Source organism: Arenibacter sp. F26102 (assembly GCF_023015865.1).
In the GTDB taxonomy this organism is placed as follows: Bacteria; Bacteroidota; Bacteroidia; order Flavobacteriales; family Flavobacteriaceae; genus Arenibacter.
In genome coordinates, this window is the sequence record NZ_JALKBC010000002.1 from 142,238 (window position 1) to 167,558 (window position 25,321).

Annotated in this window: 22 protein-coding genes and 1 riboswitch; of the genes, 21 read left to right on the forward strand and 1 reads right to left on the reverse strand. The window is 40.2% G+C overall.

Features of this window, described 5'->3' with window-relative positions:
* Positions 1-74: 74 nt before the first annotated feature.
* The 21 genes from MWU78_RS03095 to MWU78_RS03195 all read left to right on the forward strand — a co-directional run bounded on the left by MWU78_RS03095 (position 75) and on the right by MWU78_RS03195 (position 23,901).
* Complete coding sequence (locus tag MWU78_RS03095) at positions 75-2,165, forward strand: HEPN domain-containing protein (RefSeq protein ID WP_246994897.1); 2,091 nt, start codon at positions 75-77, stop codon at positions 2,163-2,165.
* 2 nt (positions 2,166-2,167) lie between these two features.
* On the forward strand, positions 2,168-3,001 hold the full coding sequence (gene cobA, locus MWU78_RS03100; RefSeq protein WP_246994899.1) for a uroporphyrinogen-III C-methyltransferase: 834 nt from the start codon (positions 2,168-2,170) through the stop codon (positions 2,999-3,001).
* 78 nt (positions 3,002-3,079) lie between these two features.
* The gene (locus MWU78_RS03105) at positions 3,080-4,144 is read left to right on the forward strand and encodes an NAD(P)/FAD-dependent oxidoreductase (protein ID WP_246994901.1); all 1,065 of its coding nucleotides are present in this window, start codon (positions 3,080-3,082) and stop codon (positions 4,142-4,144) included.
* Positions 4,145-4,263: 119 nt separating this feature from the next.
* A riboswitch (SAM riboswitch) is annotated at positions 4,264-4,417 on the forward strand.
* A 191-nt stretch (positions 4,418-4,608) separates the two neighbouring features.
* Positions 4,609-5,622 carry a homocysteine S-methyltransferase family protein gene (locus MWU78_RS03110; RefSeq protein WP_246994903.1) on the forward strand — a complete coding sequence of 338 codons (1,014 nt, stop codon included), beginning with the start codon at positions 4,609-4,611 and terminating at the stop codon, positions 5,620-5,622.
* Positions 5,619-6,560 carry a pyridoxal-phosphate dependent enzyme gene (locus MWU78_RS03115; RefSeq protein ID WP_246994905.1) on the forward strand — a complete coding sequence of 314 codons (942 nt, stop codon included), beginning with the start codon at positions 5,619-5,621 and terminating at the stop codon, positions 6,558-6,560. Before MWU78_RS03110 ends, MWU78_RS03115 begins: the two co-directional genes overlap by 4 nt.
* A 44-nt stretch (positions 6,561-6,604) precedes the next feature.
* The gene (gene metH, locus MWU78_RS03120) at positions 6,605-9,319 is read left to right on the forward strand and encodes a methionine synthase (protein WP_246994907.1); all 2,715 of its coding nucleotides are present in this window, start codon (positions 6,605-6,607) and stop codon (positions 9,317-9,319) included.
* Positions 9,320-9,663: 344 nt separating this feature from the next.
* Positions 9,664-10,617, forward strand: coding sequence for a methylenetetrahydrofolate reductase [NAD(P)H] (gene metF, locus MWU78_RS03125; RefSeq protein WP_246994909.1), 954 nt, complete (start codon positions 9,664-9,666; stop codon positions 10,615-10,617).
* A 142-nt stretch (positions 10,618-10,759) separates the two neighbouring features.
* Complete coding sequence (locus MWU78_RS03130; RefSeq protein ID WP_246994911.1) at positions 10,760-11,857, forward strand: acyloxyacyl hydrolase; 1,098 nt, start codon at positions 10,760-10,762, stop codon at positions 11,855-11,857.
* A gap of 53 nt (positions 11,858-11,910) precedes the next feature.
* Positions 11,911-12,720: a head GIN domain-containing protein gene (locus MWU78_RS03135; protein ID WP_246994913.1), complete on the forward strand. Its 810-nt coding sequence runs from the start codon at positions 11,911-11,913 to the stop codon at positions 12,718-12,720.
* A gap of 70 nt (positions 12,721-12,790) precedes the next feature.
* Positions 12,791-13,867 (forward strand): serine hydrolase domain-containing protein, encoded by a 1,077-nt coding sequence (locus MWU78_RS03140; RefSeq protein WP_246994915.1) that lies wholly within the window; start codon positions 12,791-12,793, stop codon positions 13,865-13,867.
* A gap of 228 nt (positions 13,868-14,095) precedes the next feature.
* Positions 14,096-14,365, forward strand: a complete 270-nt coding sequence (locus MWU78_RS03145) for a hypothetical protein (protein WP_246994916.1) — start codon at positions 14,096-14,098, stop codon at positions 14,363-14,365.
* Positions 14,366-14,598: 233 nt separating this feature from the next.
* Positions 14,599-14,961, forward strand: coding sequence for a hypothetical protein (locus MWU78_RS03150; RefSeq protein WP_246994919.1), 363 nt, complete (start codon positions 14,599-14,601; stop codon positions 14,959-14,961).
* A gap of 79 nt (positions 14,962-15,040) precedes the next feature.
* Entirely contained in the window at positions 15,041-15,538 is a 498-nt protein-coding gene (locus MWU78_RS03155; RefSeq protein ID WP_246994920.1) for a VOC family protein, read from the forward strand.
* Between the two features lie 80 nt (positions 15,539-15,618).
* Positions 15,619-16,413 (forward strand): DUF1080 domain-containing protein, encoded by a 795-nt coding sequence (locus tag MWU78_RS03160; protein WP_246994922.1) that lies wholly within the window; start codon positions 15,619-15,621, stop codon positions 16,411-16,413.
* 55 nt (positions 16,414-16,468) lie between these two features.
* Complete coding sequence (locus MWU78_RS03165; RefSeq protein ID WP_246994924.1) at positions 16,469-17,806, forward strand: Gfo/Idh/MocA family oxidoreductase; 1,338 nt, start codon at positions 16,469-16,471, stop codon at positions 17,804-17,806.
* 154 nt (positions 17,807-17,960) lie between these two features.
* Positions 17,961-18,659 (forward strand): DNA repair protein RadC, encoded by a 699-nt coding sequence (radC, locus tag MWU78_RS03170; protein WP_246994926.1) that lies wholly within the window; start codon positions 17,961-17,963, stop codon positions 18,657-18,659.
* 92 nt (positions 18,660-18,751) lie between these two features.
* Positions 18,752-20,047, forward strand: a complete 1,296-nt coding sequence (locus MWU78_RS03175) for a polysaccharide deacetylase family protein (protein WP_246994928.1) — start codon at positions 18,752-18,754, stop codon at positions 20,045-20,047.
* Positions 20,040-20,729, forward strand: coding sequence for a YjjG family noncanonical pyrimidine nucleotidase (locus tag MWU78_RS03180; protein WP_246994930.1), 690 nt, complete (start codon positions 20,040-20,042; stop codon positions 20,727-20,729). Before MWU78_RS03175 ends, MWU78_RS03180 begins: the two co-directional genes overlap by 8 nt.
* 63 nt (positions 20,730-20,792) lie before the next feature.
* Entirely contained in the window at positions 20,793-21,335 is a 543-nt protein-coding gene (locus tag MWU78_RS03185) for a hypothetical protein (protein WP_246994932.1), read from the forward strand.
* Entirely contained in the window at positions 21,332-22,768 is a 1,437-nt protein-coding gene (locus MWU78_RS03190; RefSeq protein ID WP_246994934.1) for a DUF5723 family protein, read from the forward strand. Before MWU78_RS03185 ends, MWU78_RS03190 begins: the two co-directional genes overlap by 4 nt.
* A 254-nt stretch (positions 22,769-23,022) precedes the next feature.
* On the forward strand, positions 23,023-23,901 hold the full coding sequence (locus MWU78_RS03195; protein WP_246994936.1) for a hypothetical protein: 879 nt from the start codon (positions 23,023-23,025) through the stop codon (positions 23,899-23,901).
* A 38-nt stretch (positions 23,902-23,939) separates the two neighbouring features.
* On the opposite strand, the gene MWU78_RS03200 is transcribed toward MWU78_RS03195, so the two are convergent.
* Positions 23,940-25,217, reverse strand: a complete 1,278-nt coding sequence (locus MWU78_RS03200; RefSeq protein ID WP_246994938.1) for a replication-associated recombination protein A — start codon at positions 25,215-25,217, stop codon at positions 23,940-23,942.
* Between the last annotated feature and the right edge of the window lie 104 nt (positions 25,218-25,321).

The window sequence follows — 25,321 nt, forward strand, 5'->3', positions numbered from 1 at the left end:
TTTAATCTATTATCCCCATGGGATAAAGGTTTTTAAAAAATTAATAATCATTTTGAATAAAAAATAAAAGTAGCATGCGGACTTTCAGAACAGAAGTGGAAAACCCGGTTGTAGAACAGGATATCATAGCATTGGAAGCTAAGATACGTGAATTTCAAGGCGGTAGTTTGGATGAGGAGAAATTCCGTAGTCTAAGATTGGCAAGGGGAATTTATGGTCAAAGACAACCTGGTGTCCAAATGATTCGTATAAAATTGCCCTATGGGAAAGTTAGCTCACAGCAGTTAAGAAGGATATGTGACGTTTCCGAGGAATACTCTACGGGTCGACTTCATATTACTACCCGTCAGGATATTCAGATTCATTATGTGGATATTAACCGTACGCCTGAATTATGGGCACAATTGGAACAGGATGATATTACTATCCGGGAAGCCTGTGGAAATACGGTGAGAAACGTTACCGCCAGTGAAACTGCGGGAATAGATGTCAACGAACCGTTCGATGTTTCCCCTTATGCACATGCCTTGTTTCAATATTTTTTAAGAAACCCAATAAGTCAGGAAATGGGGAGGAAGTTTAAAGTTTCCTTTTCTTCCTCGGATGAGGATACAGGTCTTTCGTACATGCACGATCTTGGGTTTATTGCCAAGATAGAGAATGGTGTAAGAGGATTTAAAGTGCTTTTGGGTGGTGGATTGGGCTCACAGCCTAGACATGCAGATGAAATTTATTCTTTTCTACCTACAGATAAGATTATTCCTTTAATGGAAGGAGTAGTTCGTGTTTTTGATCGATTTGGGGAAAGAAAAAGTAGGGCCAAAGCAAGAATGAAATTCTTGTTGAAGGATATTGGATTGGATGGATTTAAGCAATTGCTGGAGGAAGAGCAATTGGCAATACCTGTTCAGACTTACGAAATAGATGCGGAGGCCTATCCAAGTGTGAATATTGCAGAGAATAATGCTCCTGAGGTAACCATTAAAGACCAGAAGGCCTTTGATAAATGGAAGGCTACCAACTTGGTTCCTCAAAAACAACAGGGATATGTTGCTATTGGGGTAAAGGTGTTATTGGGCGATTTTTATATAGAAAAAGCCAGACAATTGGCGGATCTGGTAGAAAAATATGCTGCAGGTGAAATTAGATTGAGTTTGCGTCAAAACATATTGATTCCTTATGTGAAGGAATCACTGATACCTTTTTTCTATCAAGAGTTGGAAAAATTGGGCTTCGCAGATATTGGATACAATACCGCATTGGATATTACAGCTTGTCCAGGTACCGATACCTGTAATTTGGGTATTGCCAGTAGTACTGGAATAGCAGATGAATTGGAAAGGGTAATTAAGGCGGAATACCCCCATTATATCAACAATCCGGATGTGGTTATTAAGATTAGTGGATGTATGAATGCCTGTGGACAGCACAATATGGCCAATATTGGTTTTCAGGGAATGTCTGTTAGAACAAAGAATAAATTGGTGGCTCCGGCGCTTCAAGTGCTTTTGGGTGGTGGTAATTTAGGAGATGGAAACGGCCGTTTTGCCGATAAGGTAATTAAGATACCTAGCAAAAGGGGGCCTGAAGCATTGAGGTTTATCCTAAACGATTATGATGCCAACAGCAACGGAAAATCCTTTGTGGATTATTATGAGGAAAAAGGTCAAATGTATTTTTATGATTTTCTAAAGCCCTTGTCAGATGTGGATAACTTGGAAGCATCGGATTTTATTGATTGGGGTACTTCTGAAAAATATGAACAAGCCATTGGTGTTGGAGAATGTGCAGGGGTAGTAATAGATTTAATCGCCACTTTATTATTTGATAGTGAGGAAAAGATCGAAACCGCTAAATTAAATTTGGAGGAAGAAAAATGGGCTGCCAGTATCTATCATTCCTATTCATCAATGGTAAATACGGCCAAGGCTTTATTGACAGCTGAAAATACCAAGGTAAATACACATATCAGTATCATTAAGGATTTTGATAAGTTGTTTGTGGCCTCAGGGAAATTCAAATTGGAGCAAGGATTTGAGAAAATGGTACTTCAATTAAATCAGAATGCACCAACGGAAGCCTTTGCGAAAGCATATTTAAAAGATGCAGAAGAATTCTTGGGCAATGTGGAAGCATACAGAAAAGTAGAATTGACAAACGCATAGTAATGATCGGCAAGGAAGATAATATTCACGTTAATACCACGCTGGCAGACCATATTTCAAATGGGGCGGCCAATAAGTTTGGACAGCTGACCGTTGTGGGAGCTGGACCTGGCGATGTGGAATTAATAACGCTAAAGGCTATAAAAGCCTTGCAGGCGGCAGACGTAGTATTGTACGATGCCCTTGTGGATGGTTCCTTATTGAATTATGCTCCCAATGCCGAACATATATTTGTAGGCAAAAGGAAAGGATGCTATGCCTATCAGCAGGAACAGATTAATGATCTTATAGTAAGTAGGGCTAAAACCCAATGCCACGTTGTAAGATTAAAGGGTGGAGACCCCTTTGTTTTTGGTAGAGGGGCTGAAGAAATGGAATTTGCGGCCAGTAAAGGCATAAAAGTAGCCATGGTACCGGGAATATCCTCATCTGTAGCCGTACCGGCATCCCAAAACATTCCGGTCACCAAAAGGGGTGCTGCTGAAAGTTTTTGGGTAATTACGGGTACGACAAAGGATCATAGATTATCCACAGATGTAGCTTTGGCAGCAAAATCAAACGCTACTATAGTAATACTGATGGGGATGAGCAAACTTTCTGAGATTGTTGGGTTGTTTAAAAGCGAGGGAAAATCTGAAACACCCATCGCCATTATTCAAAATGGCACGCGTGAAGATGAGAAGGTAGGTGTTGGGACTATAGGTTCAATTGAGAAATTAGTAGCTAAAGAGCAATTGAGCAACCCTGCGATTATTATTATCGGAGAGGTGGTAAACCATCGGTCCGCAATATTGAATTATACCGAAATATTAAATAGCCACGAAGTGGCAAAGTAAGTAAAAGGAGAGACATTCAGCTTATTGGGTTTAAGCCTATATGGGTGTCATAATTAATTAGGAATTAATCAAAGTAGTATGATAAAGACAGATATACTTATAATTGGAGCAGGTCCAACAGGGTTGTTCACGGTTTTTGAAGCGGGATTATTGAAATTGAAGACGCATCTTATAGATGCACTGCCTCAACCTGGGGGTCAGTGTTCTGAAATTTATCCTAAGAAACCTATTTATGATATTCCAGCGTTCCCGGAAATTCTTGCCGGTGATTTGGTTAAAAATCTGATGCAACAAATTCAACCATTTGAACCTGGGTTTACTTTGGGTGAAAGAGCACAGACATTGGATAAGTTGGATGACGGTTCATTTGTGGTTACCACAAATAAAGGAACAAAACATCAGGCGCCCGTTGTGGTTATTGCAGGCGGATTGGGTTCTTTTGAACCAAGAAAACCTTTGATTCCCAATTTGGTAGATTTTGAGGATAAGGGGGTAGCATATATCATTAAAGACCCTGAAGTGTATAGGGATAAAAAAGTGGTAATCTCCGGAGGAGGGGATTCTGCATTGGATTGGGCAATATTCCTTTCGGATGTAGCTGCTGAAGTATCTTTGGTGCATAGAAGAAATGAATTTAGGGGTGCTTTGGATTCGGTAGAAAAAGCGGCTGACTTGGCCAAACTAGGAAAAATTAAATTATTTACCGAAGCCGAGGTGGTTAAGTTATACGGAGACGACAATTTGGAAGCCGTTGTGGTAAAACACAATGATGAGGCCAAAGGTGAAACCTATGTGGAAGCGGATAATTTTATTCCACTGTTCGGACTTTCTCCTAAATTAGGACCTATTGGTGATTGGGGATTTGAAATAGAAAAAAATGCGATCAAGGTGAACAACGCCTACGATTATCAAACCAATATTCCAGGAGTTTACGCCATTGGCGATGTAAACACCTATCCCGGAAAGCTTAAATTAATATTGTCCGGTTTCCACGAAGCGGCCGTTATGTGTCAGAGTGCTTACCAGTTGATCAATCCTGGAAAGCGTTATGTAATGAAATACACCACTGTAGGTGGGGTAGAAGGATTTGACGGTAGCAAGAAGGAAGCTAAAAAAGAAGTAGTTCAGAGTATTTTGGCGTAATCGCCATTGAAACCTGTCAGGTTGTTGAGCCTGACAGGTTTAATTAAAATAAATAGTTGATTCCTTGCTTTTAAAGGCACTGTTGCGTTACTTTGCAACCCGTTCATTAATACATTGAAACGTTATCAAGAAAGGCGGAGGGACTAGACCCGGTGAAGCCTTAGCAACCCTTTTTTCTTTTTCGATAACTATCGGGAAGAATAAAGAAGGTGCTACATTCTAATCCTGTTTTTATTCTATTTATATGGAATTTTATACAGGAATAGATAACATAAAGAAAGACGCTGGTCTAAAACTTTTCCTTACTTGATTTTATTTATTTTTTTTGATACCGATAACTAGGGGGTAAACCATTGTTTTCGGGTGTCATTTTTATAATTTTGTGTTTCCCAACTAATTTGGGACACCATATAATAGCATCTTGGTTTTGACCCATAAGGGAGCAAACATTTTTGAAAAGTAATATGAAGAAGATTCAAGACGTACTAAAGGAAAGAATTTTGGTGTTGGATGGAGCCATGGGCACCATGTTACAGCGACATAAATATACTGAAGAGGACTTTAGAGGAGAACGATTTAAGGATTGGGAACACCCCTTACAGGGAAATAACGATCTTTTGTCCCTCACTCAGCCCGAAGCTATTGCTGAGGTACACCGCCTGTATTTTGCTGCTGGTGCGGATATTGTTGAAACAAATACATTTTCCAGTACCACCATTGCAATGGCGGACTACCATATGGAAGAATTGGTTTACGAACTTAATTATGAATCCGCAAAAATAGCCAAGGCCGTAGCTGATGAGTTTACCGCTCGGGAACCTAATAAGCCACGATTTGTGGCTGGGAGTATTGGGCCCACCAATAAAACTGCCAGCATGTCGCCAGATGTGAATGACCCCGGTTTTAGAGGGGTGTCTTTTGATGAACTGCGCGTAGCCTACAAACAACAGGTGGAAGCACTTTTGGATGGAGGGGCGGATATCTTATTGGTAGAGACGGTTTTTGATACTTTAAACGCAAAGGCTGCCTTGTTTGCCATTGAAGAGGTAAAGGAAGAAAGAAATATAGACGTCCCAATTATGATTAGTGGTACTATAACGGATGCTTCAGGTAGAACCCTTTCTGGGCAAACGGCGGAAGCATTTCTAATATCAATTAGTCACATACCTATTTTGTCCGTAGGTTTCAACTGCGCCCTGGGAGCTAGTCAGTTGGTGCCTCATTTGGAGGTGCTATCGGCCAAGACCGAGCATGCCGTATCTGCGCATCCAAATGCCGGATTACCGAATGCCTTTGGCGAATATGATGAAACTCCGGAGGAGATGGCCATGCAGATTAAGGAGTATGCCGAAAAGAGGTTGGTTAATATTGTAGGTGGATGTTGTGGGACCACTCCCGAACATATAAAGGCGATGGCCGATATTGTTAAGAACTATTCCCCTAGAACCCTAAATACCTTAGAAGCGCATAACGTATGATACCTTCTAGGCAAATTGTTCTTGAAGCAGGAAAAAGAGTTGCCCCCTTTGTTCATAGAACACCGGTGCTCTCTTCCCGTTTGTTGAACGAATTATCAGGGGTGGAGGTTTTCTTTAAATGTGAGAATTTTCAAAAAATGGGTGCTTTTAAAATGCGGGGTGCCGTAAATGCCATCCAGCAATTGAGTGAGGCACAGAAAAAGGCGGGTGTGGTTACCCATTCTTCCGGAAATTTTGGTCAGGCCTTGGCCTTGGCAGCAAAGAACTTGGGGGTAAATGCATACATAGTAATGCCATCCAGCGCGCCAACCGTGAAGATTGAAGCTGTGAAGGGCTATGGAGGGGTGGTTACTATCTCGGAACCTACATTGGAAGCCAGAGAAAAATCTGCGGCAGCCATTGTTGAGGAAAAAGGAGCGGTTTTTTTACACCCGTCCAATGACCTCAATGTAATTCTTGGTCAAGGTACCGCGGCCTTGGAATTATTACAGGATCAACCCGATTTGGAGTTCATTATGACTCCTGTGGGTGGTGGCGGACTAATAGCGGGGACGGCATTGGCGGCCCACTATTTTGGGACCAATTGCGCCGTTGTCGGGGGTGAGCCTATGAAAGCGGATGACGCCTATAGAGCCTTGAAGAGTGGTAAAATAGAGTATAATAAATCGACAGATACTATTGCGGACGGACTAAAGACAAACTTGGGGGATAAAAATTTCCCAATTATCACCGCATTGGTTTCTGATATTATTAGGGTGGAGGAAAAGGAAATCATCGATGCCATGAAATTAATTTGGGAGCGGATGAAACTGGTAATAGAACCATCCAGTGCAGTGCCCTTTGCGGCCTTGTTGAAAGAAAAAGAAAAGTTTAGGAACAAAAAAATAGGAATCATCCTCTCTGGAGGTAATGTGGAACTATCAAATTTGCCATTTTAGGGACACTATATCGTGTTTTTAATATTGAGGTCAATACATAAATAATGAGCAATACAACGGATAAGGAACAACATAGTACAAAACGGTTTTTAAAACTTTCCGGATTGGAACCTTTGGTGATAACCCCAGAAAGTAATTTCGTAAATGTGGGAGAACGCACCAATGTAGCAGGTTCCAAAAAGTTCCTACGACTGATCAAGGAGGAGAAGTTTGAAGAAGCTTTGGATATTGCCCGCGAACAGGTGGAGGGAGGAGCCCAGATCATTGATGTTAACATGGATGATGGCCTTATCGATGGCAAAGAGGTTATGGTAAAGTTCTTGAACCTTATTGTGGCCGAACCGGATATTGCCCGGGTGCCGATCATGATCGATAGTTCTAAGTGGGATATCATAGAGGCAGGTCTGCAGGTAGTGCAAGGAAAATGTGTTGTAAATTCAATAAGTCTCAAAGAAGGGGAGGAAGAGTTTATTAAGCACGCCAAATTAATTAGGCGTTACGGCGCTGCGGTCGTAGTTATGGCCTTTGATGAGGTAGGGCAGGCCGATAATTACGAGAGGCGACTTGAAATCACCAAACGTTCCTATGATATTTTGGTGAATAAAGTAGGGTTTCCTCCAGAGGATATTATTTTCGATTTAAACATCTTTCCCGTAGCCACGGGAATGGACGAGCATAAATTAAATGCACTCGATTTTATAAAGGCCACTGCTTGGGTGAAGGAAAATTTACCTTTTTGTAGTGTTAGTGGAGGGGTAAGTAATGTGTCCTTTAGTTTCAGGGGTAATAACCCTGTACGGGAGGCCATGCATTCGGTATTTCTGTATCACGCCATAAAAGCGGGAATGAATATTGGAATTGTCAACCCTAGTATGTTGGAAGTCTATGATGATATTCCGAAAGACCTTTTGGAGCGGGTAGAGGATGTAATCCTTAACCGAAGGGAGGACGCCACCGAGCGCCTATTGGAATTTGCAGAAACCGTAATTGGAAAGGAGAAGGAAAATAAAATAGATCTTTCTTGGAGGGAGGAACCTTTGCAAAATAGGATTACCCGGGCCTTGGTAAAGGGAATCGATCAATATGTTGTAGAGGATGTGGAAGCAGCCCGATTAAGTGTCAAAGCCCCAATAGAGGTAATTGAAGGACATTTAATGACGGGAATGAACGTGGTTGGGGATCTTTTTCAAAGTGGTAAGATGTTCTTGCCCCAAGTGGTGAAATCTGCAAGGGTCATGAAAAAAGCAGTGGCTTATCTGTTACCCTTTATAGAAGAGGAAAAACTTAAAAACCCTCAACCGGAAGGAAGCAGCTCATCGGCCGGCAAAATTCTAATGGCGACCGTAAAAGGTGACGTGCACGATATAGGAAAAAATATTGTTAGTGTAGTTCTTGCCTGTAACAACTACGAGATCGTAGATTTAGGGGTAATGGTACCTCCCGAGAAAATTATTAATGCGGCCAAGGAGGAAAATGTGGATATTATAGGTCTTAGCGGACTTATTACCCCTTCCTTGGATGAGATGGTCTTTTTGGCCAAGGAAATGGAGCGACAAAATTTTACGGTTCCTTTGCTTATTGGAGGTGCTACAACCAGTAAGGCCCATACGGCCGTTAAGATTGATCCGCAGTACAATAGTGCCGTGGTACATGTTAATGACGCTTCCAGGGCAGTTACCGTGGTGGGAGACCTATTGCAAAAAGAGGCTTCCCAAAAGTACAAGGAGAACATTAAGTTGGACTATGCCGATTTTAGACAAAAATTCCTGAACAGGGGCAAACATAAAGAATATTTGACCCTTGAGGCGGCAAGAAAGAATAAATATCAATTGGATTGGTCAAAGGCGGAAATTGTACAGCCTAAGACCCTGGGTATTCAAATGATCGAAGATTTTGATTTTCGGGAATTGGAGCCGTATATAGATTGGTCCCCTTTCTTTAGAAGTTGGGAGCTGCATGGCAAGTACCCGGATATTTTGCAAGATGAGGTGGTAGGCAAACAGGCGACAGAGCTTTTTGATGATGCCAAGGCTATGCTGAAAAAGATTTTGGATGGCAAGCTTTTCCAAGCTAAGGCTATTTTTGGATTGTTTCCCGCCAATATGGTCAACGACGATGATATTTTGTTGACACACAATGGAAAGGAATTTACATTTAGGACTTTAAGGCAACAGGCTAAAAAATATGTGGGGAAACCTAATTTTGCTTTGTCCGATTTTATTGCCCCTAAAGAAAGCGGTTTACAGGATTATATAGGTTGTTTTTGCGTATCTACAGGCTTTGGAACAGATGAATTGGCGGATGAATACCGTAAAAATCTGGACGACTATAACAGTATTATGGTAAAGGCATTGGCAGATCGTTTTGCAGAGGCATTTGCAGAATATTTGCATAGGGAAGTACGGATCAACCATTGGGGATATGCTGTTGGTGAAGGGCTTAGTAATGAAGAGCTGATCAAAGAGTCCTATAAAGGAATAAGGCCAGCACCGGGATACCCGGCCTGTCCGGACCATTTGGAGAAATTGACCATTTGGGAATTATTGGAAGTAAAGGAGAAGATAGGGGTAGAATTGACAGATAGTTTGGCCATGTGGCCAGCAGCCAGTGTAAGTGGATATTATTTTGGCAATGAGGAAGCCAGGTATTTTGGGGTAGGAAAAATAAAGGAGGATCAGGTGGCCGATTTTGCAACTCGGAAAGGGATCCCGGTGGAGGAAGCCACTAGATGGTTGGCACCAAATATTGCCGATGATTAGGGATCGGGACCTGCAAGGTTTTTAACTTGACCTGCAAGGTTTTTTTTAACCTTGTAGGTCTAGGTCTAGGTTTCGGTCTCGAATTGAAATGTGGAATTGAAATTGGATTCCTATCCACAGGGGTAGCCCTTGCAGCAGGGATAGGAACGGTATCTTTTTTAAGTTTTGGACATAAAAACTTAAAAAAATTAAGTGGATAGCCCGGTCCCAAACCGACTGAAAGGAGTGATTGGGAGCTGCCATTAAAAAAAGAATTAAGATAAGGAATAGCACATTTGTGCACGGTATTAAATATAACAATTGAAAAAGGTCCTTTTCATTAGGGAAAGGTAAGGGGAGAAATCATGAAAGTAACAGAACACATAAAAAAAGCAGAGGGGAAGACCTTATTCTCCTTCGAAATTATACCGCCAGTCAAGGGCAGGAGTATTCAGGAATTGTATGACAATATAGATCCCTTAATGGAGTTTAACCCGCCATTTATTGATGTTACTACATCTAGGGAAGAATATGTGTACATAGACAGGGATGGATTGTTGGACAAAAAGTTGACCCGTATGAGACCCGGTACTGTTGGTATTTGCGCCTCCATACAGCACAAATACGGAGTTGATACCGTTCCTCATGTGCTTTGCGGCGGATTTACCAAGGAAGAAACCGAGTACGTTCTTGTTGATTGTCAATATTTGGGTATCGAAAATGTGATGGCACTTCGAGGAGATGCCCGGAAGGAGGAACAGTATTTTAGTCCTACCAAAGGAGGACACGCTTATGCCACGGATTTGGTGAAACAGATCTACGCCTTAAATCATGGAAATTATTTGCATGATAAGGTTGAAACGGTGCATAGTGCCGATTTTTGTATTGGGGTAGCGGGGTATCCTGAAAAGCATCTAGAGGCTCCTTCCTTGATAACCGACTTGAAGCGACTAAAGGAAAAGGTGGACGCGGGAGCCGATTATGTGGTAACTCAAATGTTTTTTGATAATCAGAAGTATTTCGAATTTGTAAAAGCAGCCAAGGAAATGGGTATAAATGTGCCTATTATTCCAGGGATTAAGCCTATTGCCGTAAAACGGCATTTACAATTATTGCCCCAGGTCTTTAAAATCGATCTACCGCAAGATTTAATTGATGCTGTAGACGATTGCTCCACTAATTTAGATGTGCGTCAGGTTGGAATTGAGTGGGCCATTCAACAATCCAAGGAACTGAAAGCAGCAGGAGTTCCTGTGCTTCATTATTACTCCATGGGTAAATCAGATAATATTGAGGCTATTGCCAAAGAGTTGTTTTAGGGATAGCCTCCGGATAAATTGGCAATGCAATTATTAGGACAAGGTTTAACCCTGAATTAATTTCAGGAGTTCATTTGTGGCCAAGAAGTATTGCCAAGTTTTAGAAACCCCTATTTTTAATTTTTCATTACATTTGCTCCCCATGAAACTAAGGCTATTTCTTATAGGCTGTCTGTCGACAGCTTTTTGCTTTTCACAAAACTCGCAAGAAACCAAGAGATATACCTTGGATATTAGCCAATACTATGGTTCCGTGCTCTTGCACAATCCTGATATATCCCATTTGATTACCAATCATCCCGGAGGATTTATCTTGGGATATAATAGGAAAACCTATGGGGACGAGGAATGGCAACAGTTATATAATTACCCCGATACCGGTTTTTCATTCGTTTATCAGAACATGAACACTAGTACTTTAGGGGAGAATTTTGGACTTTATGCCCACTACAATTTCTACTTTTTTAAAAGAAATCTTCAGTTTAGGCTAGGGCAGGGGGTGGCGTATAACACCAATCCATTTGATAAGAACGAGAATTTCAGGAACAATGCCTATGGTTCCCATTTTTTGAGTTCTACCTATTTAATGTTCAACTATCAAAAGGAGAATATTTTTGAAGGCTTGGGCCTAAAGGCCGGAATCTCGCTAATACATTATTCCAATGCCAATGTTACTGCACCAAATACCTCTACCAATACTATGGCTTTAAATGTAGGTTTAACCTACGATTTGGATGGTGGTATGGAAAGGCAATATATCCAGACCGAAAAATTAAAGGTTACAGAGCCAATTCGGTATAATCTGGCCTTTAGGTCCGGTATTAATGAAAGTGATGTGGTGGATTCCGGTCAGTATGCTTTTTATATTTTTTCGGCTTATGTAGATAAACGCTTTACCAGAAGAAGTGCTTTGCAGTTTGGTACAGATGTGTATTTTTCCAACTTTTTAAAGGAACTTATCCGCTATCAGTCGGTAGCATTCCCGGAGTATGGAGTGCAACCGGATGACGATTATAAGCGAGTAGGCTTATTTTTGGGCCATGAACTTTTTATCAATAAGATGTCAGTTATAGCCCAGTTGGGGTATTATGTGTATTATCCATTTGATTTTGAGGGCAAGGTCTACAATAGAATTGGCCTTAAGCGATATTTTTCGGACAAGGTCTACGGGGCTATAACCTTAAAATCCCATGGAGCAAAAGCCGAAGCTGTGGAATTTGGCGTAGGGGTACGGTTATAGGCGAAAAGAAGTTGACTGAAATGCGTAATAGTATGCTTTAATGATTTAATAAGATGAACTATTTTATTTTGATGATAAAATTTGGATGGAGGAACAGCTTGCAAATTGTTTCCAGATGGAGCATGCTTATATTTCTAGTGTTCTTACTTTGGAATTGTAACAGTGAAAATGCCTCTGACTGCTTTCAAAACGCTGGGGACATTACGAGAGAGTTGGTGGAAGTGCCCGATTTTTCCAAGATTACGGTCTACGAAAATGTACAACTGACCATTAAACAGGGAAGTGTTTTAAAAGTAGAAGTGGAAACTGGGGAATATTTACGCAACGAGGTTGTGGTGTCAGTAGAGGAAGGCCGTTTGTTGCTGCGCGATACGAATGATTGTAATTTTACCCGAAAATATGGACTTACAAAAGTATATATTACCGCTCCCAATATTACGGAAATCAGAAGTAGTACAGGACTGGATATCTTAAGTGACGGGGTATTGTCCTTCACTAGTTTAAATCTTATTTCCGAAAGTTTTAATGATCCTGACGCCGGCTATACCAGTGGGGAGTTTAATTTGGAATTGGATACCCAAAATTTAGCCATTGTTTCTAATGGGATTTCTTATTATAATTTACGAGGCAAAACGGTTAATTTTAATATTTTATTTGCGGCAGGCGATTCCCGCTTGGAAGCCAAGGATTTAATTACCGATAATATTATTTTCAACCATAGAGGTTCCAACGATATACGCATAAGCCCGCAACAATCACTAAAGGGGACCTTGCGTGGTACCGGGGATGTGGTTAGTTTTAATAGGCCGGCTGTAGTGGAGGTGGAGCAATTGTATAAGGGGGAGCTTATTTTTAGTAATTAAGGTCAATAGTCCATTGCCGAAGGTCCAATCCATATTTTTTCTAACATAAAAGTAGCTTAGTATTTGACCGATGAATCCTATATTAAAATATCTTAAAAATTTATTTGCATCCCAACGGGTAATCGGTGGGGATAAGCAATTAATGGCTAGGGTCCAGGCTGATCAAATCTTACAAAAACTTATTGATGACAAGCGGGTTCCTGGTCTGGCCATTACAGTTCGTAAAAACAATGAAGTGTACTTTGAGAAAGGCTATGGATTTGCAGATGTTGAACAACAAACACCCATAGACCCGCAAAACACAATTTTCAGGATAGCCAGTGTATCCAAACCCATTGCTGCAGCTGCCTTGGCCACTATGGTTGAGGACGGACAAATGGATTTGGATGCATCGATATATAAATACCTTCCCTATTTTCCAAAAAAGAAATTCGATATTACGGTGCGTCAATTGGCGGGTCATACAGCTGGTTTGAGAGGTTATCGGGGCGGTGAATATGGATTGAACAAGCCGATGACCAATAAGGAGGCTCTTGCTTTGTTTCAGGAGGACGACCTACTTTTTGAACCAGGAAAAGGTTTCCAGTACACCAGTTTTGACTGGGTATTGATTTCCTTGGCCATGCAGGAGGTTAGTGGTATCCCCTTTGCCGATTATGTCCGGGAAAAATTTTTGGAGCCTTATGGCTTAAAAAATACACTCCCAGAAGTTCCCGGAGAACTCCCTCCTCACTGTACAACGTTCTATTCAAGGGGCAAGTTGGGATTCAGGTTGGCCATTCCCGTAAATAATACTTACAAATTGGCCGGAGGGGGCTATTTATCCACTTCTGCAGATATTGGACGCTTTGGACAGGTTTATTTGGATTCCAAGTTTAGGGAGAATAAAATTCAATCCCAATTCCTCACTTCTGGGATTGTTAATGGTATACCAACTTACTATGGTCTAGGTTGGCAGGTTACACAGGATAGATGGGGTAGGACCTATTTTGGTCACGTTGGTAACGGGGTAGGCGGCTACGCGGTATTTTACATATATCCTGAACAGGATATGGTATTTTCTATTCTAATAAATTGTACAAATCCTGGGGTTTTGGATACCTTGGAAGAGGTAATTGGGCTTCTGGTCGGGGAGGATAAGGCCTAAATATTCCCTAATACTTGCTGTACGGTGTTATATTGTTTTCTTTTAGTTTGGGATGTGGAATTTTAAGACTGCAAGGGTTTTGGGAATGATAGCTAATCTTGTTATTGTTACTGATTTCTACACAACCTAAATAGAGCATAAATATCTATGGGTAAACAAATTAACCTACCTGGAGTAACTTTGGGGTATCCCTTAGGATATGGTCGATTTTAATACTCAAAACAGCTGATGAAACATTATTTATTTCTTTTTATAATGTTGGGTCTCTTGGTCTCCTGTGAAAAAAATGAGGGTAACCCTTCGGGTATCAAAAAGTTGGGGTATGGTACTTCATTTGAGATGTGTGTTGGCTATTGTACAAATGCCATGTTGCTTAAGTCGGGCTCGGTAATCTATACCCGCTCAGGATGGAACGATCAAGTGACACCTATTGAATGTAACGAGACCTTGACCCAGATTAGTTGGGATTCCTTTAAAAAAAACAGTAGATTTAAATGATTTTTTTTCACTGCCCGAAATCATTGGTTGCCCTGATTGTGCAGATGGCGGGGCAGAAGGGTTGGAAATTGAAGATTTTTCCGGTAAAAAATATACGGTCACATTTGAGCACGGAAACACGCCCTTGGAAATAAAGAATGCCATAGCTGCGTTAAGGGAACAATATGAAAAGGGTATTCACTGCGGGGAATTTTAGAGATATCCACTTTGGTGATGCATACAAAAAATATAAAATGAAACAATTCATCTTTTTTTGTTCAGTATTATTTTTATTTGGAAATAATTTAAATGCACAACAATTCCCAAAATTGGCAAATTCCGAAGATAAGAATAACGATGTTTTGGATAAGGATTGGAGTGATCATGAGGCCAATGCTTTTAAAAAGCGGAAAAGTATTTTAAAGGATACTATTGTTTTTGACTTCAATTATAAAGACGAACTAAGTAATTTGTTGATTAATGGTAGATCAAGACCAATTTGGTCCAAGGTAAAGGCTGTGGAAATGCCCAATATTAAGCCTAGCGGCAATTATCCCATGGTAATTGTGCCTATTGACACTACTTCAGCTTACGCTGCGAGAATTTATAGGTACTGATACAATATGTAGTACTTCGTAGATCTCGACCAAGGTTATTGAATATAGATTTATTTTAAGGTTAGAAACCATTCCTCCTATGGATAGCGAATATACCATACCCTCAAAGACAAGAATAGGGCATGTACATTTAAAGGTAGCGGACCTGGAACGGTCCTTGGATTTTTATTGTAATCTTTTGGGCTTTGAAGTGACCACTATGTATGGAAGTCAGGCCGAATTTATTTCCGCTGGCGGATACCACCATCATATTGGGCTAAATACCTGGCATAGTAGAGGGCTTCCTCCAGCCCCAACCAATAGCGTGGGCCTGTTTCATACGGCAATTTTATATCCAACAAGAAAAGATCTTGCCGAAATACTGGCTCGTTTGAGGAAGGCGGAATATCCTTTAACGGGGGCCAGTGACCATGGGGTTTCGGAAGCTCTTTATCTGGGTGACCCTGATGGGAATGGAGTGGAACTGTATTGGGATCGACCAAAGAACCTGTGGATCTATGAGCCGGACGGGTCCTTGGTAATGTTTACCAAACCGCTGAATATGGCCAGTTTACTACAGGAATTGGAATCAGATTAAATTAGGTTTTTATATCTTGAGTCTTTTGTAAAAAATTTTTATCTTCCAGTTTTTATAAATACTACAAATAAAATAATCGAATGAAATTATTGTTGACCTTCTTTACTGTGGCTTTGGTATTGTCTTCATGTAAAACTAAGACCAAAACCGATGCTGATGTTATAGTTGAAACTGCAGATGAAACCGAAAATTGGATATACCTTTTTGATGGAGTAACAACCAACGGATGGAGAGCATATAACGGAGACACTTTACCTCCTGGTTGGGTGGTAAAGGACAGTGTATTGACGTTTGATACGGAATTAGGGCTGGAGCAGGATTATACAGGAGGAAAGGATATAATTTATGGGTTGGAAGAGTTTGATAACTTTGAGTTTTATGTTGAATGGAAATTGCCAGAAGGGGGCAATAGTGGAATTTTCTACCATTTAAAGGAAGGTATACCCAATGCCGGGCCACCAAATATTTCCCCGGAATATCAGTTGATAGACGACGAGAACTATGCCAAAATCCATGATCTTACAGCATATAATCTTAGTCTTGGGCACACAGAAAATCCATCGGCACTTCAACCCTTACAACAGACCGCTTCTGACTATGCCATGCATGTTGCCGATCCCGAACAAAAAATTTTGAATCCTGTTGGAGAGTGGAACTCCTCAAAAATAGTTTTTACCCCTGAGAAAGTGGAGCACTGGCTCAATGGGAAAAAAGTGCTATTTTTTGTGCCCTGGTCCAAGGAATGGTATGAAAAAAAGAATACTGGAAAATGGAAGGATGAGGAATATTATGGTAAGTTCAAGTCTGGCTATATCGGCTTTCAGGATCACTCAAGTGCCATATGGTTTAGAAATATAAAAATCAGAAAATTATAGAACTTAATTCTATCGGTTTGGTTTGACCGTTAAAAAACAATAAAAAAACTTACTTATGAAAAAAAGAGACTTTTTGAAAAGTACCGCTGCCTTGGGTTTAACGGCACTGCTGCCATCCTCTGTTTGGGCGCTGTCCAAAAATGGACGCCTACGAACTGCCCATATTGGCGTAAGTAATATGGGAGGGGCCGATCTTGCTTCCATATCTTCGCATGAATTGGTAGATGTTGTAGCACTTTGCGATGTTGATTCCAAGGCATTGGCAGAAGCCAAAAAACTACACCCCAACGCTGTAGTCTACAAGGATTATAGGGTGATGCTAAAAGAAATGAAAAACGATATAGATGCGGTAATAGTCTCTACACCGGATCATACCCATGCGCCCGCCTCAATGATGGCCATGGAAATAGGAAAACCCGTATATTGCCAAAAGCCCCTTACCCACCATGTAGCAGAAGCTAGGGCGATGAGGAAGATGGCCAAGGAAAAAAACTTGGTGACCCAAATGGGAATTCAAGTACATTCTTTCTATGATTATAAACTGGCAACCTTATTGATCCAATCCGGTATTATAGGAAAGGTAAGTACCGTTAGGGCCTGGAGTCCCAAGAATTGGGGTTTTGATGGTCCGGAACCAAAAGGTTCCGATCCGGTTCCCGATAATTTGGATTGGAACCTTTGGTTGGGAACTTCTGCGGAAAGACCGTATAAGGAAGGGTATTACCACCCAGCCAATTGGAGAAAATTATTGGATTACGGTTGTGGTACATTGGGCGATATGGGAGTGCATATTTTTGACACCCCATACAATGCACTTAAATTGGATGTGCCAATGACCATAAAGAACCAATGTAGAAAACCTACTGGCTTTGGATTTCCTGAAAAAAACATCGTTAGTTATACCTTTCCTGGAACCGAATATACGGCCGATACCTTAAAGTGGATTTGGTACGATGGTGAAGGGGCTCCTGAGAAGCATAAAGATTTGAGGTTGCCGAACAAGGAAAAACTACCCGGGCAAGGGGCCATGTTTATAGGTGAAAAAGGAAGACTTTTATTGCCGCATTTTATGGAATTGCCTAGGCTTATTGTAGATGGAAAGTATCAGGAACTGGATTTGTCCATCATTAAGGATCAAGAGGCCATAGGCGAACCGGTTAGGGATTATGATTCTGAAGGAGATAAGCATTACCATCAATTCGTGGATGCCTGTTTGGGTAGAACCGAAACTACGGCTCCCTTTGAATATTCGGCTAGACTTACCGAAACTATATTGTTGGGGGTTATTGCGGGTCGTTTTCCTAATAAAATTTTACATTGGGATAATAACACCGCTAGATTTTCTGAACCGGAAGCCAATAAGTTCCTAGATGCACCGTATAGGGATTTTTAATAATTACAACATATAAGTTATTGCTAGGACCCAGCTGCTATTTTCTACAAGAATTGCAGCTGGGCTTTTTTTATTGATAAATTTATGTTTCTGATCATAAGTAATATTCGGTTTTGTAATTATGATAAAACCTTAAGATTCTTATCTTTAGGTTATGCAACACAAGCCGCCTTCTTTCTCTATTAAAAATTGGTCCGATGATGATAAGCCTCGGGAGAAATTAGTGCAAAAAGGCAAATCCTATCTCTCGGACGCAGAATTGATAGCCATACTCATTGGATCGGGAAGTCGAAACGAAAGTGCCGTTGAGTTGTCGAAACGTATTTTGGCATCGGTAAACAATAACCTGAACGAATTAGGGAAATTGTCTATTAAACAGCTCATGCAATTTAAGGGCATTGGGGAGGCCAAGGCTGTTTCTATCGCTGCTGCACTGGAAATAGGTCGGAGACGTAGGGGGGAAGAGGCCCAGAAAATAACAAAAATCAGCAGCAGTAAAAATGTATTTGAACTTTTGCAGCCTAAAATGGGAGAACTGCCACATGAGGAATTTTGGATAGTTTTTCTCAATAATTCCAACTCGGTGCTACAGGCAGGTCAGTTGAGTAAGGGAGGTATTACAGGGACATTGGTAGATGTTCGTTTGGTATTAAAACAAGCTTTGGAACTTGGTGCCGTTGGGTTGATACTTGCACATAACCATCCCTCCGGTACATTAAAACCCAGTGAGGCCGACAAGCAAATTACCAGAAAATTAAAAGTGGCCTCAGAAGCTTTGGATATAAAAGTTTTGGATCATATCATCATCACACAAAAAGAATACTTTAGTTTTGCAGATGAAAATATCCTTTAGACGGCGGTTGGTGATTTAGAGTTTGGGCGTTCTAATTTTGAATACTGAAACCCAATGTCAGGCACTTTTAAAAAAGGAAAAAGTAAATTATTATGCTGCTTATTTATACCCATAAAATTACCCCTCGTTTTAGTTATATCATGAGGCATATGTTTACGACTATTTTGGGGATAGAGGTAACTTACACTACCAAGGTAGAGGACTTTATAAAGCATACAGGCCCTAAGATTACTTATACCAAGCAGCCGTTACAAAACGAGTTTTTTGTTAGAAGCAATGATCTGTTGTTTGAGCACGGTATAAACGATATACAGATACATGTGGCTGACTGGGAAGGAACACCATGTTTTTTTTCTACCGGGGATAGGAGCAATCTGCCCTTCGATATTTTTTCTGCCAGTTTTTATTTGTTGAGTAGGTACGAAGAGTATTTGCCACATGTAAAGGACATTCATGGAAGATTTTCGCCAAAGGACAGTTTGGCCTTTCAATACGATTTTTTGGAAAAGCCCTTGGTAGATATTTGGGCCCAAAAACTTTTATATGCGCTGAAGGACAGATTCAAAGATTTAATACACAAGCCTAGGAATTATAAATACACATCCGTCATAGATGTTTCCAGTTCCCATTGTTTTGCCTATAGAGGATTTGTCCGGGGGATGTCCGGGTTTCTTTTCGATTTGGCCTCGCTTAAAATTAGACGGGTCTACGACCGAATTTTGGTTTGGGCAAAGCTTAAAAAAGATCCTTATGACAATTTTTTTGAACTTATAGAATTGCATAAAAAGTATAAGGTAAAGGGTATGTTCTTTTTTCAGTTTGCCGAGTACTCCACCTATGACAAAAATGTATCCCCCAACAATAACAATTTTAAGCACCTAATTAAATCTGTGGCCGATTACGATAAGGTTTCCTTATCCTGCTCGTACAGTTCCTTTAATGACATAGCCTTGCTTAAGGAGGAGAAAAAGAATCTCTCCAATGTAATTAATAGGCCCGTTACCAGTTCCCGAATGCGATATAACAGGGTGGATATTCCTGAAACCTATAGGAATTTGATCGAAGCGGGTTTTACCGATGACTATACCATGGGATATACCCATGAAATAGGGTTTAGGGCCGGTACCTGCACATCCTTTTACTTTTATGACATCCCCTTGGAAGTCCAACAGCCTATAAAGATACATCCGTTTGCAATACACGATTACGGTTTGTTGAAATATAGAAATAGGACGGAGGCTTTTACAGCAGTTAACAGGCTTTATCTAGCAACGAAAATGGTAAACGGAAATTTTATTACTGTTTTTTCAAATGAATTGATTGGGGCCGAAAGCAAATTGAATTGGAAGAAATTGTATAGCAGTATCCTAAAACAAGTACATGTTTAAATCCCTTGTAACAGATATTTTTTTTGATTTGGATCATACCCTATGGGACTTTGAAAAAAATTCGGCACTTACCTTTCAAAAAATTCTATCGGAGAACTCCGTCAGTGTTGAGCTCAAGGATTTTTTAAAAGTGTATATCCCAATAAATTTTGAATTTTGGAAGCTTTATAGGGAAGGGAAAATAACCAAAAGTGAATTGAGGTTCCAACGATTGAAAATTACTTTTGATACGCTCGGGCATTCTATTTCCAATGAATTAATTGATGTTTTGTCCGATCAATATATTGAAAACTTATCTTCCTTCAATCATCTTTTTCCAAATACCACGGAGGTTTTGGACTATTTGAAGCCCAATTATAAATTGCATATCATCACAAACGGATTTCAGGAAATACAGGATAAAAAATTACAAAGCTCCAAAATACACGATTATTTTGATCATATAATTAATTCCGAAATGGCAGGTGTTAAAAAGCCTAACCCAAAAATCTTTGAACTTGCACTTAGTAAAGCCAATGTTTTGCCGCAAAAATCCTTGATGATCGGGGATAGTTTGGAGGCAGATATTCTAGGGGCAAAGTCAGTAGGGCTTCATACCCTTCATTTCAACGCGAACAATGAGCCAATGCACGAATATTGCGACATAATTCACGATTTAAGTGAAATAAAATCTTATTTATAGAGTTATACTTTGTAGTAACACTATAACAACACCTTACCAGTAGTTGTTCCTGTTAGGTTTGGTATGAAAAATAGAATTTTGTTTCCTTCCATTATTTTGCTTGCGCTATATTCCTGTATAGAAAGGCAAAACTTCGACCAATATGATGATTTGGAAATTATTCCCACTGTAGAGGCCAGTATATTATATATAGAATCGCCTGAAAGACTGCTAAATGAAATTACTGGACAGAATTTCTATTCCCAAGAGTTTAATTTTGACGGTTTTAGTGTAGATGCCTTCTCGGACCGGGTTTTGGATGGCTTTATATTTTATGAAATTGAGAATACTACTAGTAAGGAAATGGAGGCTACTGTTGAATTTTTGGATGAAGGTGGGAATACCCTGGACTCCCAATATTTTCATATTGATCCGGCCCCAACGCCCCTTGTGCAATTACAGGTTGCCTATGGTATTGGTACTGGGCGCAGCATAGAAATCATAAAAAATACTTCAAGTATAAAGGTCAGTGTTCTTAATTTAGGGGATAATAGTAGTGTATCCAGCCTTCCGGACCCAAAAATTATTTTTAGGTCTAGCGGTCAATTCAGACTTCGTTTAAAATGAGGCAGGTTAAATTAGTATTATTTTATTGGTTGCTGGGCTGTATATTTGTTACTGCGCAGAACAAGCAATTACTGTACGATTTTACAGAGATTCCCCAAGCTTTAATGATCAATCCCGGAATGTCAACAGATTTTCAGTGGTATGCGGGAATACCGGCATTGTCAGGAATTTCATTTCAGGCCGGGAGTAGTGGACTAACGGTAAACGATTTGTTTGCGGACGATGGAGTGGACTTTAATGTGAAAGTCAGGGAAAGGGGCATATATGGTATGAACACCAGAGATGAACTTAGTGGTACTTATCAGGTAGAATTATTGAATGGTGGTTTTCGAGGCCGTAATCGGGATAATTTCTATTCTTTTGGGATCTACAATGAAGGGGACGCCATAGGTTATTGGTTTAAGGATTATGCCATCTTGGCTTTTGAGGGGAATGCGAATCAATTGGGAAGAAAATTTGACCTCGGACATTTGAAGACAAGAGGAGAGATGCTCAATGTGTTTCATTTCGGAATTAACAAAAGAGTGGACGGTGCCCTAACCCTTGGCGGGAGGGCAAAAATATATTCCAGTGCCTTCAATTTTTCGTCCACCAAAAACAAGGGATATTTTGTAACCAATGAGGGGCAAAATAACCTCTTGGCGAATACCATTGTTGCTGATCTGGAATTAAGGTCATCAGGTCTTAATGAAATAGAGAATGCTCTGGACAATGATAGTTCCCTTTTGCCCGGAATTATAGCAAGTAGACTTTTTTTTGGTGGAGATTTAGGATTTGGTATCGACCTTGGATTTACTTACAAACTTAACAAGCAAACCGTAATAACTGGAAGTTTGTTGGACCTAGGGTTTGTATATAGTTCCACCGACGTTAAGAATTATACCATAAAAGGGAATGCCACTGTAGAGGGAATAGAAGTTATTTTGCCGGATGCATTTTCTAATTCCAATAACGATTTTTGGCAAGATTTAGTGGATGAAGTGGATGCTCTGGTTCCCCACGGCACCAATGATAATAGCTATATTTCATTTAGGCCTACCAAGTTATACGGTTCCATTCGCTATAACTGGGGGGAGGCAATGAATCAAAATATGGATTGCGACTGTAACTATATGGTCTCCAAAAGGAGGGATTATACCAAATATGCCAACGGTATAGGTGGACAATTATACGTAATTAATAGGCCTAGAGGGCCACAGGCTGCACTTACCGCCTTTTATTTACGAAGATTTGGTAGGGCTTTAGCATTAAAAACAACCTACACAGTAGATAAGTTTTCTTGGAGTAATATTGGTTTGGGCCTCAATCTTCAGGCAGGTCCTGTAAATATCTATGTTATGGCCGACAATTTGTTGGCTTATAGGAACCTTGCGGATAGTCACTACTCCTCTTTTCAATTAGGATTAAATATCATATCTTGGGGAAAGAAATAATATATGATTTTTTAAAACCTGCATTATTGGGTTTTAGGCATCCATTTGTCTTAAATGGTGCTTAAAATTATGAGTGTAGGAATCCTGTGATTCTTGAGTTTTTTAGTATTGTAATTTATTCCTTATCAAATAATTATTTAGATTTTAACTTTAAATGAAGCATAGCAGGAAGTTAAGCACTTCTGGCATGTTTTATGATGAATTATTGCTACAGGCAACTAGCCTGATTAATAGAAACCATGAAATTTGAACTGATGAAAAATATTTTATTACCCCTGTTTTTAATATGTAGCTTTTACGGAATGTCCCAAGCTGAATTGAATAAATACAAATACATAATAGTTCCAACTAAATTTGAGGCTTTTAAAAGTGAAAATCAGTACCAGACCAGCACTTTGATCAAATATAATCTTGTTGAAAATGGGTTTACAGCGGTATATGATAATGATATGCCTGTGGATTTGGTAGCCAATAGATGTCTTGGGTTGCTATTGAGTCTTAAGGACGACTCATCCATGTTTACCACAAAGGTAACCTTGATCCTCAAGGATTGTCTCTCCAATGTGGTCTATACCACTGTGGAAGGGATTAGTAAGGAGAAGGATTACAAATCTGCCTATTCGGAGGCTATAAAGGAATGTTTTAAATCCTTGACAGGGGTAGGGTACAAATTTGTGCCTTCCGAAGATAATGTGCCCCCAACCGTAAGTTTTAAAAATGATGTAAAAAGGATAGAGGAGAAGGCCAGTGTACAATCAGGGCAAAATGTTCCAAATCCGGTAGTTCAGCAAAAAGCTACCTTGGAGGAGCAATCCTATAAAAATATGGAACCGGTACAGTCCAATATTACAAAGGCAGAAAAAAGTATGGAAATGGCCCCGGCTCAAGTGGCGTATAAATCGGACAGTGCCACCATATTATATGCCCAGCCTATAGCCAACGGCTATCAATTGGTGGACAGCACGCCTAAGATTGCCATGTGGATGTGGAAAACGTCAGTAGCCAATGTATTTATTGCCCAGGCTTACAATGCTGCTGAGGATGGCATTATCGTTAAAAAAGGAGATAAGTGGTATTTTGAATATTACGAAAATGAAAAATTAGTTGGTCAGGAGCTGAATATTAAGTTTTAGTGGAACTCCAATCAATGACCAAGTAGTTTAAGTTGAAGCTAGAGTTCATATTTATCTTTCCATCGCTTTTTTAGGAAATCTTTGATCGCATTTTCCCGCTGATTATTGCCAGGACGGTAAAAACTTGTTTTGGCTACCTCCTTGGGCATAAATTCCTCTGCTACAAAATTGTTCTCATAGTCATGGGCATATTTATATTCTTCCCCATACCCTAGGTCTTTCATTAATTTGGTAGGGGCATTCCGCAATGCCAAGGGAACGGAAAGGTCACCTGTTTGTTTTACGGTTTGTTGGGCCTTGTTTATAGCCATATAACTGGCATTGCTTTTTGGAGAAGTGGCCAAATAGATGACGCACTGACTTAGTATGATCCTCGCTTCGGGGTATCCTATGGTGGTTACGGCCTGAAAGGTGGTATTCGCCATCACTAGGGCAGTAGGATTGGCATTTCCAATATCTTCTGAAGCTAAAATAAGTAGGCGTCTAGCAATAAATTTTACATCCTCTCCTCCCTCTATCATTCGTGCCAACCAATATACGGCTGCATTGGGGTCACTTCCCCTAATCGATTTTATGAAAGCAGATATAATATCGTAATGCTGTTCCCCAGTTTTGTCGTAAAGTACCGTGTTCTTCTGTATTTTACTCAAAACCAAGTCGTCCGTGATGGTAACAGTGTCAGTCTCTTCGGAATTGATAATAAGCTCAAATATGTTGAGCAATTTTCTTCCATCGCCACCTGAAAGGCGGAGAAGTGCTTCCGTTTCTTTAAGTTTTATTTTTTTGGTTTTCAAATATTTGTCCTGTTCCATAGCTCGCTGGAGTAGGGCTTCTAGGTCTTCCTTTCCAAAAGGATTCAGAATATATACCTGACACCTGGATAAGAGGGCCGGAATTACCTCGAAGCTTGGGTTTTCAGTGGTGGCGCCGATCAGGGTGACCCAACCTTTTTCCACAGCCCCTAAAAGGGAGTCTTGCTGCGATTTGCTAAAGCGATGAATTTCATCAATAAAAAGTATTGGGTTTTTGGTCGTGAACAATCCACCACTTTGCTTCGCCTTTTCTATAACTTCCCGAATATCCTTTACACCACTGCTAATGGCACTAAGCGTATAAAAAGGTCGGCCGCTTGTATGGGCAATAATATTGGCCAAGGTGGTTTTGCCGGTACCGGGAGGTCCCCAAAGAATTAAGGAAGGCAAGATCCCTTTTTTTATTTGATGGGTCAATGACCCATTTTCCCCAACCAAATGATTTTGGCTGATATAATCCTCCAAGGTTTTAGGGCGTACCCTTTCTGCTAATGGCTCGTTCATAATGTAAAAATAAAACAAAGTTGGTATAGGGTAGCTCCTTTTGTGGGACTTTAAAATGCAATTTTAACAGGAAAGGAATAACAATGACATTTTTACCGATTTTG

Bases quoted from the DNA above. Each gene is read 5' to 3' on its own strand.
- MWU78_RS03095 (WP_246994897.1), top strand. From the start codon at position 75: ATGCGGACTTTCAGAACAGAAGTGGAAAACCCGGTTGTAGAACAGGAT.
- cobA (WP_246994899.1), top strand. From the start codon at position 2,168: ATGATCGGCAAGGAAGATAATATTCACGTTAATACCACGCTGGCAGAC.
- MWU78_RS03105 (WP_246994901.1), top strand. From the start codon at position 3,080: ATGATAAAGACAGATATACTTATAATTGGAGCAGGTCCAACAGGGTTG.
- MWU78_RS03110 (WP_246994903.1), top strand. From the start codon at position 4,609: ATGAAGAAGATTCAAGACGTACTAAAGGAAAGAATTTTGGTGTTGGAT.
- MWU78_RS03115 (WP_246994905.1), top strand. From the start codon at position 5,619: ATGATACCTTCTAGGCAAATTGTTCTTGAAGCAGGAAAAAGAGTTGCC.
- metH (WP_246994907.1), top strand. From the start codon at position 6,605: ATGAGCAATACAACGGATAAGGAACAACATAGTACAAAACGGTTTTTA.
- metF (WP_246994909.1), top strand. From the start codon at position 9,664: ATGAAAGTAACAGAACACATAAAAAAAGCAGAGGGGAAGACCTTATTC.
- MWU78_RS03130 (WP_246994911.1), top strand. From the start codon at position 10,760: ATGAAACTAAGGCTATTTCTTATAGGCTGTCTGTCGACAGCTTTTTGC.
- MWU78_RS03135 (WP_246994913.1), top strand. From the start codon at position 11,911: ATGAACTATTTTATTTTGATGATAAAATTTGGATGGAGGAACAGCTTG.
- MWU78_RS03140 (WP_246994915.1), top strand. From the start codon at position 12,791: ATGAATCCTATATTAAAATATCTTAAAAATTTATTTGCATCCCAACGG.
- MWU78_RS03145 (WP_246994916.1), top strand. From the start codon at position 14,096: ATGAAACATTATTTATTTCTTTTTATAATGTTGGGTCTCTTGGTCTCC.
- MWU78_RS03150 (WP_246994919.1), top strand. From the start codon at position 14,599: ATGAAACAATTCATCTTTTTTTGTTCAGTATTATTTTTATTTGGAAAT.
- MWU78_RS03155 (WP_246994920.1), top strand. From the start codon at position 15,041: ATGGATAGCGAATATACCATACCCTCAAAGACAAGAATAGGGCATGTA.
- MWU78_RS03160 (WP_246994922.1), top strand. From the start codon at position 15,619: ATGAAATTATTGTTGACCTTCTTTACTGTGGCTTTGGTATTGTCTTCA.
- MWU78_RS03165 (WP_246994924.1), top strand. From the start codon at position 16,469: ATGAAAAAAAGAGACTTTTTGAAAAGTACCGCTGCCTTGGGTTTAACG.
- radC (WP_246994926.1), top strand. From the start codon at position 17,961: ATGCAACACAAGCCGCCTTCTTTCTCTATTAAAAATTGGTCCGATGAT.
- MWU78_RS03175 (WP_246994928.1), top strand. From the start codon at position 18,752: ATGCTGCTTATTTATACCCATAAAATTACCCCTCGTTTTAGTTATATC.
- MWU78_RS03180 (WP_246994930.1), top strand. From the start codon at position 20,040: ATGTTTAAATCCCTTGTAACAGATATTTTTTTTGATTTGGATCATACC.
- MWU78_RS03185 (WP_246994932.1), top strand. From the start codon at position 20,793: ATGAAAAATAGAATTTTGTTTCCTTCCATTATTTTGCTTGCGCTATAT.
- MWU78_RS03190 (WP_246994934.1), top strand. From the start codon at position 21,332: ATGAGGCAGGTTAAATTAGTATTATTTTATTGGTTGCTGGGCTGTATA.
- MWU78_RS03195 (WP_246994936.1), top strand. From the start codon at position 23,023: ATGAAAAATATTTTATTACCCCTGTTTTTAATATGTAGCTTTTACGGA.
- MWU78_RS03200 (WP_246994938.1), bottom strand. From the start codon at position 25,217: ATGAACGAGCCATTAGCAGAAAGGGTACGCCCTAAAACCTTGGAGGAT.